Source organism: Lacticigenium naphthae DSM 19658, assembly GCF_000425865.1.
GTDB lineage: Bacteria > Bacillota > Bacilli > Lactobacillales > Carnobacteriaceae_A > Lacticigenium > Lacticigenium naphthae.
The window spans coordinates 12,956-31,014 of the sequence record NZ_AUEG01000012.1 but is presented as its reverse complement, the minus strand read 5'-3'; the positions used below and the strand labels follow the sequence as shown (position 1 = coordinate 31,014).

Here is an 18,059-nt window from a genome sequence, read left to right as displayed (position 1 = left end):
CACATTTTTGTGTCACAGTCTTTTTTATTATGCATTTTTGTATGGCAACGCAGTTTAACTCTATTAGTCCAGAGGTAATCGCACAGTAAACGTCGAGCCTAACCCAAGTTGACTTTTTACTTCGATTTCACCTCTTAGGTTTTCAACTAAATACTTAACAATTGAAAGTCCGAGCCCTGTCCCTCCAGAATTTCGACTTCTTGCTTTATCCACACGGTAGAAGCGTTCAAATATACGCGGTTGTTCCTGTAAAGGTATTCCCATCCCAGTGTCACTGATTTCAATTATGGCTTCTGTTGAGGTTTTATCAATGACAACTGTTACCGTTCCATTTTCTGAAGTGTACGTAACTGCATTCGTAATTAAATTCATCAATATTTGGTTTAGTTGATTGGGATCTACTCGCAGTTTAAAAGATTCTATCTCCCGTACTTGGAGAGAAATCTGCTTTTCCATTGCTTTTTGTTTTACAATCTCAAAAACTGATTCCACCGAATCTTTTATCGATACTTGTTGTTTATTTAAAGGTATTTGATGATGTTCTAATTTAGATAACTGCAGAATATCATTCACCATTAAATCTAACCGTGTGCTTTCTTTATATATGATATTTAAAAATTCAATCAATGTTTCACGATCCTCAAGAGCACCATCTAACAGAGTCTCTGTAAATCCTTTTAGAGCTGTAATGGGTGTTTTCAATTCGTGAGAAGCATTCGCAACAAAATCAGTTCTCACTTTTTCTAACTGCCTGATTTGAGTAATATCATAAAGCAGAACGATTAATTGAACTGTGTTTTTCTCTCGATCAGAGATAGGCAGCACATTTGCATCCACAATTTTTTCATTTGGATAGTAAAAATAGATTTCATCGTGCTGATTTTCCCCGGAAGTATATGCTTCCTCAATTAGACGAGCCAATCCAGAACTTTTAATAATTTCTACATAAGATTTACCGATTTTATCGTATGCATTTTCTGTAAGAACCCCGTTCATCGCAGGATTGACCATTTCAATATTTCGTTCTTCGTCTATCAGTAAAACGCCAATAACCAGATGGTTGATCAATTCTCTTAACTGTTCGTCATTCCGTGTGATTTCCTCTAATTGACTATCTAAACTCGTAGCCAATTCATTCACAGTGTTTCCTAAAGCATCAATTTCTCCAAATGACCTTCCCATATAGCGTGAAGAATAGTCATGATTAGCTAAGTCTTCTGCTACATCTTTTATTTCTTCAATGGGACCAGCTATCTTTTTGGTCCAGCGTGTTGTAAAGAGAGTAGTAACCACTAAAGAGATTCCAACGAATAAAACTAGTGATTGTTCAATTTGAGACACGACCTCACTCATCTCATCAATCGGCTTAGATAATCGTATGATTCCTTGAATTTGATTTTCCACGTCCCGAAGAGGTTCTGCTACATAATACAGTTGCTCATTCGTACTTTCACTTATTCTTGTATCCGTTCCTTTTTCACCTGTATTCAATGCATCTTGTACTTCATCTCTGTCGAAGTGATTTTCCAGAGTAGCCACTTCTGCGTGACTATCATACAAAACGACTCCAGCCAAATTTATTAGCGTTACTCGCTCTGAAATGGCTTGAGAAGCCCACTCCAGATTTTTATTTAATTCTGAAATCGACGCTCCACTATCTAACTCCAAGTTTAATTGACTCGTCAATGTTGCTAATTGATTTTGCACAGATTCTTTCTGCTGTTGAAAAGATGTCTCCTCAACGAGAGAAATAGCATAAAAACCAAATAAAATAGCAAACAGAGAAAAAATACCTAAAGAAATCAATATAATCCTTTTTCTAAGTTGTCTCATTCTTTTGGAACCTCAAATTTGTAACCAAACCCTCGTGCAGTCTTAATATATAGGGGGGTTTTCGTATTCTCTTCGATTTTTTCTCTAAGATGGCTGATGTGCACATCAACTATACGTGTTTCACCAGCAAAATCGATATCCCAAATCGCATTCAAGAGTTGCTCTCTACTTAGAATGCGATTTTTCCTTTTCACTAAATACACAAGCAGTTCAAATTCTTTGGGCGTAAATTCAATCTTGTCTCCACGTACAATCACTTCATACTGGGTCGGATAAATAACGATATCGCCTACACGAATTTCTTCTTGCTGATCCTCTGCTTCTTCCGGTTTGCTTTCATCGGAAGGAGAATTGTTTTTACTTCTCCTCAAAATTGCTTTCATACGTGCAAATACTTCTCTGGGACTAAAGGGTTTAGTCATGTAATCGTCGGCGCCAATTTCCAAACCGATTATCTTATCGATTTCACTATCTTTTGCGGTTAACATCAAAATGGGTGTTTCAATTTTATCTTGTCTCAAACTTTTACAAATTTCCATGCCATCCATTGTTGGGAGCATCAAATCCAAAATGATGAAATCATACTGATTTTTCTTAGCAAGTTGATAGCCTTCTTGTCCGTCTAAAGCTGTATCTACTGCATACCCTTCTTTTTTTAAATTAAAAGATAATAAAGTGAGAATCGACTGCTCATCATCAACAATCAGTACTTTTTTCATGTCATTCCTACTTTCTTGGTATAGTTATTTGAGACAGTGTAACAATTCCCATATCATGAGGGGCGTCATCGTAAACTGCGGTCTCTGCTAATCGCAACTCTCCATCGGCTTGCTTGATTTTCAAATGACAATAAACGCTTGTTTGAGATAGTGCTTGGTATAAAGAGTCGGCATCATATACCTTCTGGTTGTTGCAGACGACAATAGTATCCCCAATCTGTAGTCCCATTTTGGCAGCGGGCGTATCTGGTCTTATGGCAATGACCTTTACACCTTCTTCAGGAGGTCCAAATCGAAAACTCCATTCGCGTTCGCGTAAACGGTGACGGTAAAAAATAATAAACGTTAACAGAAATACCACTCCGGCATTAACTAGACTGAGTATCGGCATCCAGTAAGAAGCGACTAATAGTGCTCCGCTTATTAAAGCTGTGGGAATTAATTCTTTGATGATTTTATCTGTGGCTTCAATTGGGTGTTGTGCTTGAGCCGTATAGCGGAATCCTGCTAATATAGGTAAAAAGAAAAATGAGAAGGTTTCATTTCCTATAGAGAAAACTGGCCACCAATCAAAGAGTGCACCAAAACTTTCGCCTGGAACAACTAAGAGTAACGGTATCAACCAAAAAGGTTTCATTTGATAATTCGCAATGATTTTCCCACGTTTAGAAGAGCGAAAATGAGGGGTATAGTTTTGAGAAGCTACTTTTTTTAATATCATTAATGAAAATAGTAGAAACACCAAAGTGAGTATACCTGTAGACTGACCCAAAGTGAATAGGGTAGCCATTCCCTGATTGATCGGGCTAAACCAACTTGTGGCTATAAACTGTAGACTATTTGGTTCAATCAAATATGTGGCACTTGCCAGTATCAGTGTAGTCAACGAAAAGCTAAAGAGTGGATGGATAAATCTATATCCCATACCAAGTAAAAGAATATTAATGATCTGAAACAATATGATCCAGTCGAGTGTGAACGGCATCCCAATGCCCAATGCAATAAGTGACCCAACCAATCCAGCTACCAAACCTCCCATTAGAAACAGTCTCACTTCTCTATATTCCCGAAAAATAGCTGTACGCATAGTTAATCGTTCATATTTCAATCTTCTTTGTGCTGATAAAATCGCTAATACTATTCCCACAATAAATGTAGGTTGAATAAAAAATAATCCTATTGCGGTCAGTATATTTCCAAACATTACTTGCACCATCCTCATAATTTATAAAAATCTGAATTGCTTTTTAAGGTACATTTCTTCTTAATCTATTGTACCCATAAATAAATAGAATTAAAACAACAAAGTTATTCTCCTGATTTCATTTATTACTATGCGACAAGAACAAAAAAAGAGCAGATTTAATGTCTGCTCTTTTTATCGCTCTACTCATTCATTTTTTAGGGGGATTTTTATGAAACTCGGCCAACAGAACTTAAATTATTAAACCAATAATCCGATTGAATATTTTCCACTACGACACCCTTTGTCGGTTGTGCACTAATAAATTCGTCATTACCTAAATAAATGCCTACATGATCTATTCTTCCCGTCTGATTAAAAAAAACTAAATCTCCGGGTTGCATTTCTATTTGGTTCACTTTCTCGACTTGCATGAGTTGGGAAGAAACAGTGGATTGCATATCGAAACCTGTTTCTTTAAATATATATTCTACCAGACCGGAACTATCAAATCCGTCTTGCGATGACCCTCCGAATACATACTCTATACCAATAAGGTTCACTGCCTGAGCTACTAACTCATTTGATTGTGGTTCATCAAATATTTTTCTGGAAGATACTTCATCTTTTTTTTCTTCGATCTGTTCTTCAGTCTGTTCTTCTATCTCGATATCTTCTTCTTCTATCTCTTCGGAAATATTTTTCATTTCTTCATAAGCAGCTTTTTCAATAGCAGAATTAGTAATGATATCTTCTCTGAACTGAGTAAGTTCATCCGATTGATTCTTGACTCTTTCCAACTGTGCTGCAATGATCCTCAATTCGTTTCCTATTGTAGTGAGTTGATAATCAAAGTCCTCTAGCGTCATGTCCTCTTTTTCTTTTCCATCAGTTTCTTTTTCTGGAACTAAAGGAAACTGGGAAAAGATTTTGGATAAGAATGTTTCCTCTTTTTCAGCTTCAACTGCGGCCTTTTGGGCCTGGCTCCACTGTTCTTTTTCCTTTTTCAATTCGGTATGTCTTTCTTCTGCTTCATGGTAGTGCTTTTTCCATTTTTTTTGCCGTTGTTCTACTTTGTTCTTTGCTTCTACTAACTGCTGTAATTTTACATCTTTATCTATTTCAACTTGCTCTTCAGTTGAGAGATCCCAAAAGTATTCAACTCCATTTGGAAAATTCGTCTGATTTTCTTCAGCTTGAACAGATTCAACTGTTTGGAAAAAGAACATTCCGCTACAAGCTAAAACGATAAGCGATTTGGCAATTGACAGTTTCACTTGGATCCCTCCTTAAATGAATCTTGAGTGAGTCTACTTTCACACTTTTTATACTTTTAAAAATTTTCTGATCGATAAGATAGATCCAATAGCTCCTATTAATATTCCTATCCCTAGCATGAGTGCATTTAAATAAATAAGGAAAGGAGCTGGATTGAGCAACGAAAAGTAAGTCCCGGCTAAATATTTCATAATGGTATCAAACCCATTAATATAAACGAAAGTTATAATACTCACGGGAACCAATGCTCCAATTAAACCGATTATCGCGCCTTCGATAACAAATGGCCAGCGAATGAACCAATTCGTAGCTCCTACTAATTTCATGATTTCAATTTCAGTTCTTCTAGAAAAGATTGTGATTCGGATCGTGTTCGAGATTAAGAACACAGCTGTAAGGATCAACGCTAACACAACAATTGCTCCTACATTTCTTGCTGTACCCATTAATTCAAAGAGTCTATCCGCTTCAGCACCGCCGTAATTTACTTCAGCCACATTATCCATTTCTGCTACCTCACTGGCAACTTCAGCTGTGTCTTCCGGTTTAAGCGTATTGATAATATAGACATCTCGCAATGGATTGTCGTCTCCTTCGAATAAATTAAATTCATCTCCGTATGAACCTACTACTTGATCCAGTTCATTTTTTTTAGAAGAGTATTCGATTGACTCTACTTGTTCGATCTTTTCAAGATTTTCTCCTAAAGCTACTCGTTGTTCTTCGTCAGCAGCTAAATCGACATACACTCTTACACTGACGTCATTTTCTATATCGGATGCTAGCTTGTTAACGTTAAAAAGAATCGCAATAAAACTTCCGACCAATAATAATGTAACTGCTACTGCACTAACTGCGGCTAAAGACATCCAACCGTTCCTTTTCACACTTTTAAACGCTTCTCTAATGTGTCTTCCTGATGTTCTAGCTCTCATATCCGTATTCTCCTTCCGCTTGATCTCGGACAATACGTCCATTTTCAACTGCAAGAACGCGATGCTTCATGCGGTTAACAATGGTACTATTATGTGTAGCCATAATAATCGTTGTGCCTTGATTGTTGATTTCTTCTAAAACTTCCATAATTTCCCAGGCTGTCTCAGGATCTAAGTTTCCTGTTGGTTCATCAGCAATTAGAATACTTGGCATGTTTGCGATGGCCCGTGCTATTGCAACACGTTGTTGTTCTCCCCCAGATAATTCATTTGGGAACATGCGAACTTTGTGCTTCAGACCGACTAATTCAAGAACTTCTAAAACTCTTTTTTGAATGACTTTAGGATTTTTTTCTACTACTTCCATGGCATATGCTACATTTTCATAAATTGTTAAACGGGGAAGTAATTTAAAGTCCTGAAAGACTACTCCCACATATCTTCTTAAATATGGAATATCTTTTTGTTTCATATTTACTAAATTAAATTTACCTACTTGAATTTTTCCTTGGGTGGGTACTTCTTCTCTGTACATCATCTTGACGAAAGTAGATTTCCCTGCTCCGCTGGGTCCAACTACATAGACAAATTCGCCCTGGTCTATCTTAATATTCAATCCATTGATTGCTGTAATACCATTTGAATATTTTTTATAGACATTAGACATTTCAATCATTCTATCACCTATCTACTTTTTAGATTTTTTCTCTCTATCCTACAATTTTCTTCCTATTGCAATTGATCGACTGACAAACTCTTCCCTTAACCTTTCTAATTATATCATTTTTTAAAAGAAAATCTGTTTAAATCATATTACATTCTTATTTCAGTATAAAAAGCAACTGTTATATTTTCGGCAAGTAAATCTTGGCCCTTAATAACTAACTAACATTTCACCATTTCACCGCTAAAAACTGTTTTTTTTGGGTTTTCGTGTTTAATTTATTGTTTTTTTAGTATTTTTATTGGGAATTGAGCACTGACACAAAATATATATAGCAAAAAACTGACAAACAAATGTTTGACAGTTTTTCGACAAATTAGAATCAATTTAATTTGCTTCGCAAAAATGCTTCTATGAATGGATCTAAATCTCCATCCATTACATTATCAATATTACCCGTTTCTTCGTTTGTTCGGTGATCTTTTACCATTGAATACGGATGGAATACGTATGACCTGATTTGTGATCCCCAACCTATTTCCATTTGTTCTCCACGTAATTCAGCCATTTCTCTCTCTTGTTCTTCTACTTCTTTTTGATAAAGTTTTGCTTTTAACATACTCATTGCTTGTTCTTTATTTTTCAACTGAGAACGACCGGCTTGACTGGAAGTCACAAATCCAGTCGGAATATGTGTCAAGCGTACGGCTGAATCTGTTTTATTGATATGCTGTCCTCCAGCACCACTTGCTCTAAACGTATCCACTCGTAAGTCATCGGCATTAATTTCTATATCGACGTCATCATCAATTTCGGGTACAACATCAACCGAGACAAACGAAGTATGTCTTCGACCAGCAGAATCAAATGGAGATATCCGCACCAAACGATGGACTCCCCTTTCAGCTTTTAGAAACCCATAGGCATTATGCCCTTTTATTAAAAGAGTAGCCGATTTTATTCCAGCTTCTTCACCGTCTTGATAATCTAAAGTTTCAACCTTAAATCCTTTTTTATCTGCCCAGCGCATATACATACGCAACAATAAACTTCCCCAGTCTTGCGATTCCGTACCGCCAGCTCCTGGATGCAATTCAAGGATCGCATTATTTTTATCATACGGCTCACTTAATAACATATCTAATTCATATTCTTGGATTTCATGATCTAACTTTTTGATTCCGGATTCCAATTCATCTCTTAATTCCGGATCTGCTTCTTCAGCTAGCATTTCTACTAACATATTTAGTTCTTCTATTTGTTTTTCTAATTTTTTGAATGCTTGATGTTTTTCTTTGATGACGTTAGCTTCATTAATAACTTCTTGAGCATGTTGGGAATCATCCCAAAAACTTGGCTCAGCCATCCGTTGATTGTACTCATCTATATCTTGTTCAATTTTCTCTAAGTCAAAGAGACCCCCTAAAGTCAGTTATTTTTTTTTCGGCATTTTCCAATAAATTTCTAATTTCGCTCATTTCCATTAATAAAATCCTCCTAAAGTGTATTAAAAAGAAAGAGAAAGAGCATTTGCTTTTTCTCTTTCTTTTTATTCTGCAATATTATCCACCCATTGTTGAATTGCGTTCTTGATTTAAAATCGGGCCTTTTTTCCGTTGGTTATCTGTTGGTTGTGCATGCACCGGTCTAGTTGTTCGTTTACCACTTTGCTCTCTTTGAAGATTCTGTCTAATTTGAGATTTCATTAACAAACGAGTAACTTCAAAATCAATAGCCGCAATCATTTCTTCGAATAATTTAAATCCTTCTTGTTGGTATTCGGTCAATGGATTTGTTTGTCCATATGAACGAAGTCCGATTCCTTGGCGTAATTGGTCCATTTGGTCAATATGATCTGTCCACTTACTATCAACTACACGCAAGATGACTACTTTTTCAAATTCAAGAATTTGTTCTTGGCCGTTTAGTTGTTTTTCTTTCTCTGCATAGACATCTTCGGCAATAGAAACGAGCAACTCATTTATTTCTTTAGCAGATTTACCTTGTAGCTCTTCTTCCTTTAAATCTTCCGGAAGACAGATAGACGCATGTGCAAAATCCGCGATGTGTCTCAAGTTCCATTGTTTTTGTTCACCTTGTGTATTCAACTGAACGATTCGTTCAATAGTTCGTTTAATCATAGGCATCGATACATGTTTAAGAGATTCTTCTTCCATGATTACAGTCTGTCTTTCACCGTAAATAACTTCCCTTTGTTCACGCATGACATCATCATACTTCAAGACATTTTTCCGTGTATCGTAATTATTTCCTTCTACACGTTTTTGTGCAGACTCAACTTGGCGACTGATCATTTTGCTTTGAATGACTGCATCGTCTTCTTGAATTTTTAATTGTTGCAATACATTTTGAATGCGTTCAGAACCAAATCGTTTCATTAATGTATCTTCAAGGGAAAGATAGAATTGAGAAGCACCAGGATCTCCTTGACGACCCGAACGACCACGTAACTGATTATCGATCCTCCGTGATTCATGACGCTCTGTGCCTATGACAGCTAGGCCACCTAGTTCTTTTACTCCTGCACCCAATTTGATATCAGTCCCACGACCGGCCATGTTGGTCGCTATTGTTACTGCACCTTTTTGACCTGCACTAGTAATGATTTCTGCTTCTCTAAAGTGATTTTTTGCATTCAATACGGCATGCGGAACCCCCGCTTTGTCCAATTGTTTACTGATATATTCTGATGTTTCTACGGCAACGGTCCCAACCAGAATTGGCTGTCCTTTTTGATGTCGTTTTTTTATTTCTTCTACTACTGCCTTAAACTTACTTTCTAATGTTGGGTAAAGTAAATCTGGTTTATCATCACGAATAATCGGACGGTTGGTGGGAATAGCGACCACATTCATATTATAAATTTCGCGGAATTCTTCTTCTTCTGTTTTAGCTGTTCCGGTCATGCCCGATAATTTCCGATACATTCTAAAGAAGTTTTGGAAGGTAATAGTTGCCATTGTCTTGGATTCATTTTGGATTTCTACGCCCTCTTTTGCTTCGATGGCCTGATGTAACCCATCTGAATAACGACGGCCTTCCATAATACGTCCAGTAAACTGGTCAACGATTTTTATTTGATCCTCATCAACTACGTAATCAATATCCAAAAGCATAATATAGTTCGCTCTTAAACCTTGATCAATATGGTGAACAAGCGTTTGATTTTCAATATCATATAAATTATTTACACGGAATGTTTTTTCAGCTTTTTCAATTCCTTGTTCTGTTAAGGAAACAGTTTTAGATTGGATATCTATCATAAAATCGTCTTCCTCTTTCAAGCCTTTGACGAAAAAATCACAGCGTGTATAGAAGGTTGTCGATTTACTTGCTTGACCAGAAATAATCAAGGGAGTACGTGCTTCATCCACTAATATGGAGTCCACTTCATCGATGATCGAAAAATTCAAGGGGCGTTGGACCATTTGTTCCTTATAGACGACCATGTTGTCTCTAAGATAGTCAAAACCTAACTCATTGTTTGTGGTGTATGTGATGTCAGCTAAATAAGCATCACGTTTTTCATCTGTTGATTTAGAGTTGAGATTTAATCCCACTCTCATCCCCATCCAGCGGTATAACTCTCCCATGTCCGTTGCATCACGTGTAGCAAGATATTCATTGACCGTTACAACGTGTACACCGTCCCCGGAAAGAGCATTCAAATACACAGGCATGGTTGCAGTTAAGGTTTTCCCTTCACCAGTTTTCATTTCTGCAATATTTCCTTCGTGTAAAGCAATCCCACCCATTAATTGGACCTTGAATGGATACATACCTAAAACACGTTTCGCAGCTTCTCGAATCGTAGCGAATGCTTCTGGCAATAATTGTTCTAAATCTTCACCTTGTTGATACCGTTGCTGAAATACAGGTGTCTTTGCTTTTAATTCTTCGTCTGACAATGCAGCCATTTCATCTGCAAAACTTTCTATTTTCAACGATATTTTTTCATAGCGCTTTAACTCTTTTTTATCGTTTTCAAATAGCCTACGCAAAAAATTAGCCATCTAAATTCTCCTCTTTCATCACTTTCTATACTGAAATTATCTACAGTCGTGTACTTGGGTCAAACTATAAACTGACCCACTTTTTCATACTGTTACATTCTAACACTTTCACGAGTTAAAAAAAAGAACGGAATCCATTCTTTCTCCGATATTCCGTGAAATCAACTCTCCTTTTTATGTAAAAAAGAAAAGAAGGTCAAGACTTTCGCCTCAACCTTCATTTCTTTGGAATAAATGTCTGTTTAATCTGTTTCAATTAAACCATACTTCCCATCTTTACGTTTATAAACAATGCTTGTCCCATTTGTTTCGGCATCTTCAAAAATGAAGAAATTATGCCCGAGCATATCCATTTGCAAAACAGCTTCATCTGCACCCATGGGTTTCAAAGATAAGCGTTTTGTTCTTACAATAGCTGCGTCAAAATCTTCTTCACCTTCAGCTTCATCTCCGAGATTATCAAATTCATAAGTGGGTTGTTCAACCAATCCAGTAGTTCTCGCTTTACGATTAATTTTTGTTTTATACTTACGCATTTGACGCTCTAATTTATCCACAACCAAATCTACACTCCCGTATAAATCTGGAGAAGTTTCTTCCGCACGCAAAACAATGTAAGGGAGCGGAACTGTGACCTCGACTTTTGCTGTTTTATCAGAATATGTTTTTAAATTAACGTGAGCATTTGCTTCTGGTACATCATGGAAATATTTTTCAATTTTCCCGACTTTTTTCTCAACATATTCCCTTATAGCTTGTGTCACCTCTATATTTTCTCCGCGGATATTGTATCTTAACATCACGATCTCCCCTTTCACTGATTTTTCATCAGGTCAAGCATTGGCAATCGGACCACTCGATTGCTTATGCTTAACCTCATTATATATGATAGCGTTTTATAACTCAAGAAATCCAAATGTTAAATTTCAGTTTTCTCATTTCATGCTAAAGTAAAAAGTATCAGTTGCTTTACTTTTTTCTCAAAACACAAATCAATAATCGCCTGATATTCTTCACTATTTTCACCTTCTATAGAAAAGAGGATAAGGGATCGGTCCTTTAAATCAATTGATTTCTTTTCTGTTTGGCTGGATTTATTCATAATATAAAATGTGTCTTCGATTGCCCCTTCTGTTTCTTTCTGATGATTTATTCCTACATAAGACAGTTGAGCAAAATTTAAAAGAGATTCGTTAAGTTCGTAACCAATTTTTCCGTATTTCTTAAATGGATTAGGAACGGGGAAAAGCAAACTATCTCTATTTTTAAAAAAGACAGCGTTGAGTTGTTCAGTCATCACTTTTCCTATTTCATAATCTCCTAGAATTTGATAGCGATAGAGCCAATCTTGAAAGAATGAATTATTTTGGTACAGTATCAGTTTCCGATCGTGTACTTCTTGATAACAAAGTAATCTGTCCGATTCAGCGGTGTGATCATATTGATCTAAAGAAGTATACACTCGCTTTTTTAAATCTACCTGTACCATTTCCGTGGATTGGAATAATTTTGAACACCGTTCACAACATTGTTTTTCCGGAAATGAATAAAATGAAACAATCTTACTTATACTTAACTTTTCTTGAATAATACTTCCACATAATAGACAATCCATCATTGTTCTAAGTATCCTTCTTTCCTAGCCAAGGCATTCATTCTTTTAATTTGTTTAATAGCTTTTCGAATAGCCGTTGTCATCCCTTCGTGAATAAATACGATCTCACCTGTAGAAAAATCCGCATTTCTTCCAACTCTACCTGCGATTTGAACCAGTGAGGACTCTGTAAAGAGATGATTTTCCGCATGTAGTACAACTACATCAATATTTTTGAATGTAACTCCTCTCTCGAGAATAGTTGTTGTCATTAAAAAATCTAGTTGTTCCTCTCTCATTATCCTTACCGTTTCTTTTCTTTCAGTAGATTCAGAGCTCACAGTTTTAAAAACCGCTTCCGGAAAAACTGTTTCCCAATATTTGGCACACGTATCCATCACTTCAATAGAGTGAAAAAATATGAGAAACTTCTTTTTGTTTTCCATTTTCATCTGCATCCATTTGAATAAGTATTGATTCGTATTTCGAGTTAGTAATTTTCGATCTAAGTTTCTTATATATTTTACTTGCGGAACAACCAGTGGCTTTTGATGATAGCGCACAGGAAGTTGGACGGAATCCATTTGATGAGCAAAGATTTGCTTTTGAACCGCTTGATTGGGAGTTGCTGTCAAATAAATCAAAGCAGAGATGCTTTTTCTCGCTGTTTGACTTGCATAGTGTAGACTCTCATCTCTCTCATAAGGGAATGCGTCCATTTCGTCAATAATCAGAACATCGAATGCTTGTTTAAATCGAAATAGTTGATGTGTGGTGGCAATTACAAGTGGGGTATACTGATAATTTCCCTCCATTTTTCCATGCAAAACACTAAGCGGAACCTCTTTAAAAGCTTCTTTTATTCTGGGGGCTAATTCTAAACACACGTCTAAACGGGGAGAAGCTATGCATATCCGTTTGTTGTGTATCAAGCCCCATTCGATACCTTCAAACAGCATCTCTGTTTTCCCTGCTCCGGTCACAGCCCAAACTAATTGCTCATTGTTTTCTTGAATTGCTTTTTTTATGATTTGTGATCCTCGGTATTGTTGTTTAGACAGGCTGCCTATCCATGTTAAACAGGGGGCAGAAACGAAGAAATCATTTTTTTCCTCTTGACTATAGAACATACTACATTTTTTCACCCTCCCCATTTGAATACAGTTCTTACAATAAAAACAGTCCTTTCCACATGTACACGGGACATTTCCACGCATTTTTTCCTTTTCTTCACCACAGCGATTGCATTTCCAGCTTCCCTCTATTTTTGTGAATCCAGATATTTTTTTTAAAATGGCATTGTCTTCCCATTTATCTTCATTTACGCAATTTTTCTCTATTTCTTCTTTTAATAATTGACGGCCCATGAGCAGATTTTTTTGCATACTATTTCCTCCATAGTGTGATAAAAAAATATACGAAAAAAGACTTCAGCAAATTTTGCTGAAGTCCTTTTTATCCCTCAATTTTTTACTCTTTATCTTCAGTCCATGTTAATCCAAGAGCATTTTCACCGACGTGCACACCAATTACTGGTCCAAAATGACTAATTTCAAAATGAACGGCAGGATAGCTAGCTTCTAATTTTTCTTTCCATTCTTTTGCTTCTTCAAGACAGTTTGCATGCACAATAGCCGCTCGAATGGGATAATTTACCTCACTAAGGTTTTGTGCCAATTGCTTTTCGATTCGAGCTAAAGCTTTCTTCTTTGTCCGAATTTTTTCAAAAACTTTTATTTGCTCTTCTTCAAAAGTCAATACTGGTTTTATTTTTAATAATGTCCCCATTGCACCGGCTGCATTCGATAGACGTCCACCTCGAACGAGGTAAGTTAAGTCATCTACCACAAAATATATTCCTGTTTTTTCTTTTAATTCCGTAAGAGTTACTAAAATCTCTTCAACTGTGGCTCCTTTTTCGGCCATCAATGAGGCTGTTCGAGCCATAAATCCTTGCGCAGCACAGGTTAATCCAGAGTCAAATGGAAAAATATTGATTTCTTCTAACATATCTGCAACACTGCAAGCATTTTGATAAGTTCCACTAATTTCACTTGATAAATGTATACTAATAATTGCATCATACTCTTTCGATAACTGAGTATATAATTTAACCATTTCTCCTACAGAAGGTTGCGAACTCGTTGGCAAAACATCTAATGTTCGTGTTTGCTCAAAGAAGCTTTTTGCTGTGATATCTACTTCTTCTTTATAGACTTTTTCATTGAGAATGACAGACAAAGGTAGCTTAAAGATAGTATATTTTTCATATTGTTCAGTAGTTAAATAAGCCGTACTATCAGTGACAATAGCAATTTTCATCTAGATGTCACCTCCTCTTTTGTTTTTCGCCTAGTTTTTACCTAGACAGCAATGGTATGATTATAGCACAGATTATTCTTTATATGGAGGAAAACAAACGGATGTTAGAAAAATTTAAGACTATCAGAACAGACGGCTCACATGAAATAATTTTAAAAAAATCTCGTTTTATTTGTCACTTAAAAAGAACAGCAACCGAAGAAGAAGCAACAAGATTTATTCAACAAATCAAGCAAAAGGAAAAGAAAGCCAACCATAATTGTTCTGCTTACATTATTGGTGAACACGATGAGCATCAACGTGCTCATGACGATGGAGAACCAAGTGGGACTGCTGGAGTTCCTATGCTAGATGTATTAAAAAAACAAGAATTAAAAAATGTGACGGCAGTAGTTACACGTTATTTTGGTGGAATAAAATTGGGCAAAGGCGGTTTGGTTCGTGCATACAGCACAGCTGTCAGTGAAGCAGTAAAGGAACTTGGGGTAGTGGAACGTTCTCTTTATCAAGAAATCCATTTAACCGTTCCTTATACTCTGAGCGGTAAAACAGAAAATTCTTTGAAAGAGTCTTCTTATATTTTACGTGATATCCAATACACAGACAAAGTAACATTTGTCTGTTACGTTCCTATTGTTCAAACCCAAAATTTCATTTCAGAAACGACTCAGTGGCTAAATGATCAGGGAAACTATCAATTAAAAGAGAAAAAATATATGGAGATCCCAATTTAAATCTTATAGTCTGACTATTGAAGGAAGTCATTAGTTGAAAGGATTAATTACAATGCCAAAAAAATCAAAATATACACAAACAATGTGGTCATGGATCCTTATTCCCCTTTTCATAATTATTTTAGTATCAGCTATCTATGTAGCAATAATGTTGGCCACCGCTCAAAAGACCGTATCCAATTCTTATCAAGAAGTTGAGCGATCAACGAAGGTAGTTGTTAATCCAATTGAGGAACCCACTTCTTTTTTGATCATGGGGATCGACAATAATGAATCACGCCAGCTACCTAATACTCGAGCGGATGCGCTGATTTATGTCGTCATTAATCCACAGACCAGCGAATTGAATATGGTAAGTATACCCAGAGATACTCTAACTGATATCTATTCTCACGGACAAATAATTGGAGAAAACCGAGTGAATTTTGCTTACCAAGAAGGAGAAGAACAAGCAACAATTGAAACCGTAGAAAATTTATTGGATGTTCCGATCCACTACTATATAACTTTGAACTTTGATGCTTTTATTGATGTGGTAGATGCTATCGGTGGTGTGGAAATGTATGTTCCGATAACTTTTTCTGAGAAAAATACGCATAACAATCCTAACCCTCTTAAACTAGTAGAAGGAACTCAAGAACTAACTGGAGAACAGACTTTAGCGCTTGCTCGCACAAGAAAAATTGATAATGATGTAAAACGAGGCGAACGGCAGCAGTTGATTATTGAAGCCATTCTCAAAAAAATGGCTCGCTTGGACTCCGTTCCAAACTATACAAAAGTAATTGAAGCAGCCGGCAAGAATATTAAAACTGATTTAACTTTCAACGAAATCGTTTCTGTTTCTAAAGTAGCTTTATCTGAGGATTTGTCTATTTCTACTCATACGTTTGCATGGTATCCTATAGAAGTTTATGGTGCAAGTATGCTACAAATAGAGCCCGATAGTTTAGGTGACATTCAGGCAATCCTAAAAGAATCTTTAGAAATTCGCGGAACCCAAGATTCTTCCTCCAGCGAATGAACTAGTTATTCTATACAATTAAAAAGAGAGCAGAATTTTTTTCTGCTCTCTTTTGGCTTTTCCTTTATGACTCTGTCAAAACAGATTGAATAGTTTTTCGAACTGCTCCATATTCTTTGATCATTTTTTCAAAATGTTTTTCGATTGTAATATTCAATCCAATCTTATATAAATCGACACCAAAGATTTCACTTCTACTCAAAATAGGCCGGAGTTGTTCGGTAACATTTCCTTTATTTCCAACTTTCAGATTCTTAAGGTGAGGGCGCAAATCATTCAATAAGGGATCTGGGCTTATGTCAAATACGTTTCCATTATCATCCACACCCATTAGATATCTACACCATCCAGCTATTACGAGCGGAATGAAATCTAAAGTTCTTACATCTTTATCTTCTCTTTCCACATAAGATTGAATCGTTTTACCAAAACGAATAGCCATTAATTGAGAAGTATCTGTTGCTATCCTTTGCGGAGTATCCGGAATATATGGATTCGAAAATCTTAATAACACCTCCTCCAAAAACACCTTTGGATCAATTATTTTTGGATCTTCTACCACGGGCAGAGCTTCCTCATAGGCCATTTTGGTAACAAAGCCTCTTAGGTCCTGATCCTTCATCTCTTCTGAAATCGAAGTAAAGCCTAGTAAAGAACCAAAAATAGCTAAACTCGTGTGTAAAGGATTTAAGCAAGTCGTTACTTTCATAGTTTCAACTTTATGAACTGTCTCTTGATCAGTAAATATGACGCCTACTTTCTCAAGTGGTGGTCTTCCGTTTGGAAAGTTATCTTCTATCACTAGATACTCTAATTCTTCTGTATTAACATACGGAGCAGTCGTTGTGTGAGAGCTTGTTACAACGAGATCCATATTTTCTATCCCGTCTTTCTCTAGCATTTTTTGGATATTTCTATCCGGATAAGGTGTGATTTTATCGATCATTGTCCATGGAAAAGATACTTGGCTTTCATCTTTTATATAATTCACAAATGCACGAGAGACGGAGTCTCTCTTTTCCCACTCTTCGGCAATTCCGATTACATTTCTTTTTAAGATAGAACCATTTTTAGAAATGTTGTCCATACTAACTAAAGATATCGGGTACGCACCCTCCAAAAACCGCTTGTGCAATAATGCAGAAATCTTTCCCATGTAACTCTTGGCTTTATTCGGGCCTTCTTTTATATCTTTCCTAACTTGAGCAATATAATCCCCTTGATTATTTTTTATGTTATATCCTTTTTCAGTAATGGAAAAACTGATCATCTGTAGAGAGGGCTTAGAAAAAACTTCAATTACCCGTTGATAGTCTGCACTTTGCATATCTAATGCTTCAGCGACATTCCCCAATACATGCTTTTCAAAATCCCCATCTGCTTTCAATATTACGACAATACTTAAATTATCGTAGGGTGCGTATACTTTGGGTATGATTTCTGTATCATATCCTTCTATTGCAATCAAGCCAGTATCCGTATAGCCTCGATTTAGTAATTCTTGGTTTAACCTTGCCTGATATGCACGAAATATATTTCCGGCACCAAAATGAACCCAAGTAGGATTCTGAATCGTATTATTCCTTATTTCTTTCACATCGTATTGAGGTAATTCAAATCCTCTATCTTGCCAATTTGCTTTTTCCTGCAAACTATTTAAATTTAATTTCACCACGTTAACTCCCCCTTCTATTTGAATTATAAAACAAGAGATTCCACAAACCTATTATTTTAAATTG

Annotated in this window: 15 protein-coding genes; 2 read left to right on the top strand and 13 right to left on the bottom strand. The window is 36.3% G+C overall.

Features of this window, described 5'->3' with window-relative positions; translation table 11 throughout:
• Positions 1 to 63: 63 nt before the first annotated feature.
• From pnpS to H626_RS0107725, 12 genes are all read right to left on the bottom strand, one after another.
• Positions 64 to 1,833, bottom strand: a complete 1,770-nt coding sequence (pnpS, locus tag H626_RS0107780; protein WP_027108860.1) for a two-component system histidine kinase PnpS — start codon at positions 1,831 to 1,833, stop codon at positions 64 to 66.
• The gene (locus H626_RS0107775; RefSeq protein WP_027108859.1) at positions 1,830 to 2,552 is read right to left on the bottom strand and encodes a response regulator transcription factor; all 723 of its coding nucleotides are present in this window, start codon (positions 2,550 to 2,552) and stop codon (positions 1,830 to 1,832) included. The genes pnpS and H626_RS0107775 overlap by 4 nt, the downstream gene beginning before the upstream one ends.
• 7 nt (positions 2,553 to 2,559) lie before the next feature.
• Positions 2,560 to 3,756, bottom strand: a complete 1,197-nt coding sequence (locus H626_RS0107770) for a PDZ domain-containing protein (RefSeq protein ID WP_027108858.1) — start codon at positions 3,754 to 3,756, stop codon at positions 2,560 to 2,562.
• 209 nt (positions 3,757 to 3,965) lie between these two features.
• The gene (locus H626_RS0107765; RefSeq protein WP_027108857.1) at positions 3,966 to 5,012 is read right to left on the bottom strand and encodes a C40 family peptidase; all 1,047 of its coding nucleotides are present in this window, start codon (positions 5,010 to 5,012) and stop codon (positions 3,966 to 3,968) included.
• A gap of 48 nt (positions 5,013 to 5,060) precedes the next feature.
• Positions 5,061 to 5,948, bottom strand: a complete 888-nt coding sequence (gene ftsX, locus H626_RS0107760) for a permease-like cell division protein FtsX (RefSeq protein WP_027108856.1) — start codon at positions 5,946 to 5,948, stop codon at positions 5,061 to 5,063.
• Complete coding sequence (ftsE, locus tag H626_RS0107755; RefSeq protein ID WP_027108855.1) at positions 5,938 to 6,624, bottom strand: cell division ATP-binding protein FtsE; 687 nt, start codon at positions 6,622 to 6,624, stop codon at positions 5,938 to 5,940. Before ftsE ends, ftsX begins: the two co-directional genes overlap by 11 nt.
• A 370-nt stretch (positions 6,625 to 6,994) precedes the next feature.
• Positions 6,995 to 8,096, bottom strand: a protein-coding gene (gene prfB / locus H626_RS0107750) for a peptide chain release factor 2 (RefSeq protein WP_156883276.1) whose coding sequence is annotated in 2 segments (ribosomal slippage) — positions 6,995 to 8,023 and positions 8,025 to 8,096 — 1,101 coding nt in all. Because the reading frame shifts where the segments join, the coding sequence is not laid out codon by codon here.
• 78 nt (positions 8,097 to 8,174) lie between these two features.
• A complete protein-coding gene (gene secA, locus H626_RS10935) occupies positions 8,175 to 10,646 on the bottom strand; it encodes a preprotein translocase subunit SecA (protein WP_051237908.1) in 2,472 nt (823 codons plus the stop codon).
• Between the two features lie 242 nt (positions 10,647 to 10,888).
• Entirely contained in the window at positions 10,889 to 11,446 is a 558-nt protein-coding gene (hpf, locus tag H626_RS0107740) for a ribosome hibernation-promoting factor, HPF/YfiA family (RefSeq protein WP_027108853.1), read from the bottom strand.
• Between the two features lie 140 nt (positions 11,447 to 11,586).
• Complete coding sequence (locus tag H626_RS0107735) at positions 11,587 to 12,264, bottom strand: hypothetical protein (protein ID WP_027108852.1); 678 nt, start codon at positions 12,262 to 12,264, stop codon at positions 11,587 to 11,589.
• Positions 12,261 to 13,625: an ATP-dependent helicase ComFA gene (locus tag H626_RS0107730; protein WP_027108851.1), complete on the bottom strand. Its 1,365-nt coding sequence runs from the start codon at positions 13,623 to 13,625 to the stop codon at positions 12,261 to 12,263. Before H626_RS0107730 ends, H626_RS0107735 begins: the two co-directional genes overlap by 4 nt.
• Positions 13,626 to 13,710: 85 nt before the next feature.
• The gene (locus H626_RS0107725) at positions 13,711 to 14,562 is read right to left on the bottom strand and encodes a DegV family protein (protein ID WP_027108850.1); all 852 of its coding nucleotides are present in this window, start codon (positions 14,560 to 14,562) and stop codon (positions 13,711 to 13,713) included.
• 101 nt (positions 14,563 to 14,663) lie between these two features.
• Here H626_RS0107725 and H626_RS0107720 point away from each other — a divergent pair, with 101 nt between their 5' ends.
• Both H626_RS0107720 and H626_RS0107715 read left to right on the top strand, forming a co-directional pair.
• The gene (locus tag H626_RS0107720) at positions 14,664 to 15,296 is read left to right on the top strand and encodes a YigZ family protein (protein WP_027108849.1); all 633 of its coding nucleotides are present in this window, start codon (positions 14,664 to 14,666) and stop codon (positions 15,294 to 15,296) included.
• Between the two features lie 52 nt (positions 15,297 to 15,348).
• Positions 15,349 to 16,320 (top strand): LCP family protein, encoded by a 972-nt coding sequence (locus H626_RS0107715; RefSeq protein WP_051237911.1) that lies wholly within the window; start codon positions 15,349 to 15,351, stop codon positions 16,318 to 16,320.
• 64 nt (positions 16,321 to 16,384) lie between these two features.
• On the opposite strand, the gene H626_RS0107710 is transcribed toward H626_RS0107715, so the two are convergent.
• Positions 16,385 to 17,995, bottom strand: coding sequence for a mannitol dehydrogenase family protein (locus H626_RS0107710; protein WP_245570090.1), 1,611 nt, complete (start codon positions 17,993 to 17,995; stop codon positions 16,385 to 16,387).
• Positions 17,996 to 18,059 lie beyond the last annotated feature (64 nt).